General features: G+C 52.0%; 1 protein-coding gene. It reads left to right on the top strand.

Annotated elements, in window-relative coordinates:
- The first annotated feature begins 137 nt into the window (after window positions 1–137).
- Complete coding sequence (locus tag A3735_RS08745) at window positions 138–1,664, top strand: IS91 family transposase (protein WP_068552922.1); 1,527 nt, start codon at window positions 138–140, stop codon at window positions 1,662–1,664.
- The last annotated feature ends 285 nt before the right edge of the window (window positions 1,665–1,949 follow it).

Raw genomic sequence — 1,949 nt, 5'->3', positions numbered from 1 at the left:
AACTAGCATTTTTATATTACAAAAGACCCGAAAGCGGACATAACAGTTGGACTGTTTTTACAAAATTACGGCCAATATTCGCTAAGTGAAGCTTCTTCTATATGCTGTATGTATAAACAGTATCAAGGAGGATACTCATGTCACCGGCAAGGAATGTCTGGGCGAGTCAAGCACCATACTATGAACGCCATCAGCCCGAAAAGACGCTCCTCTATCAATTGGTTCAGGAACATTATCCTGTCTTTAAGTCCTCGTTGGAGGGTCAGGGACAAAGCTTGCCTCGTTACGTTCAGAGAGAGTTCGAAGATTTTCTCCAATGTGGTCGGCTGGAATATGGCTTTTTGCGTGTCCGCTGCGAGGATTGCCATCATGAACGATTGGTGGCATTTAGCTGCAAGCGCAGAGGGTTCTGCCCCAGCTGTGGTGCCCGCCGGATGGCGGAGAGTGCCGCGCTCTTGGTGGATGAGGTGTTTCCCAAAGTTCCCATACGCCAGTGGGTGCTGAGCTTTCCCTTCCAGTTACGATTCCTGCTGGCTCGCCATCCAGAGCTGATGGGTAAAGTGTTAGGCATTGTCTACCGCACCGTCTCTACGCATTTAATTAGGCAGGCTGGTTTTACCAAGGCTACCGCACAAACCGGTGCAGTGACGTTGATCCAACGCTTTGGTTCTGCGCTCAACCTTAATGTCCATTACCACATGCTATTTCTCGATGGCGTATACGCCGAAGATACCTATGGCCAACGGCGGTTCCATCGGGTCAAGGCACCCACTCAACATGAACTCAATGCGCTCGTTAACACCCTCAGCCACCGGGTCGCTCGCTGCCTGGAAAAACGCGGTCTGTTGGAGCGAGATGCCGAGAATACCTGGTTGACGCTGGACGAGGAAGGAGGAGATGTACTCACGCAAATGCACGGTTCCTCGGTGACTTACCGCATCGCCACCGGCCCCCAGCAAGGGAGTAAGGTCTTCACCCTGCAAACCTTCCCTCATTGCGAAAGTGAGAAGCCAGGCTATGGCCAAGCGGCTAAAGTGGCAGGGTTTTCACTCCATGCCGGTGTGATGGCCGAAGGACATCAGAGGGATAAACTCGAACGGCTCTGCCGCTACGTTAGCCGACCCGCTGTTTCAGAAAAGCGCCTGGCATTGACCTCCAATGGACACGTTCGGTATGAACTCAAAACCCCGTATCGCAATGGCACAACCCATGTGATCTTCGAACCCATGGACTTCATGGCCAAGCTGGCTGCACTGGTACCCAAGCCGCGCGTCAACCTCACCCGATTCCACGGAGTCTTCGCACCGAACAGCAAACACCGTGTTCAGGTCACACCGGCTAAACGCGGAAAAAAGCCTGACAAACTAGAAGCAGCCGATACTGACTGGCTCGATAAGACCCCTGAAGAGCGGCACCATGCCATGACATGGATGCAGCGACTTAAGCGAGTCTTCAATATTGATATTGAGGTTTGCGAGCACTGTGGAGGGCATGTCAAAGTGATTGCCAGCATTGAGGATCCGGACATAATCGAGCAGATTCTTAAACATCTCAAACAGAAGGCGGCCAAAGCCGATACTAACCATCACAACCAGCCGCCAGAGCGAGCCCCACCACTGACTCCCAGCCTGTTCGGCCCATCGCAGACTCGTTTATTTAATTGACGCTCCTAAGCTCTCAATCCATGTACTGTCAGCCTTTGCGGCAGGCCGGTGGGGCAACTGTCAGCTAAAGATCCATTCGCCAGGCACTTTTCGGTCAAATCGACCAAAATACGACCTTCTTTGGGCGCTGTGAAGCTAAATTCCGGGGCTTAGGCAATAAAAATGAGCAGCAATTTCGGGTATGCTACTTCATCCGAAGGGTGAAAAGGTGCTTTAAACGTCCTATACGCCTCAATTCGCCTTCAACGTGCCGGTAGCCGTACAAAATCGAAGCGGCAAAGGTGT

This window comes from Oleiphilus sp. HI0061, assembly GCF_001635675.1.
Note: the sequence above shows the minus strand (reverse complement) of the source record. Positions and strands in the feature narration are given on the sequence as shown.

Bases quoted from the DNA above. Each gene is read 5' to 3' on its own strand.
- A3735_RS08745 (WP_068552922.1), top strand. From the start codon at position 138: ATGTCACCGGCAAGGAATGTCTGGGCGAGTCAAGCACCATACTATGAA.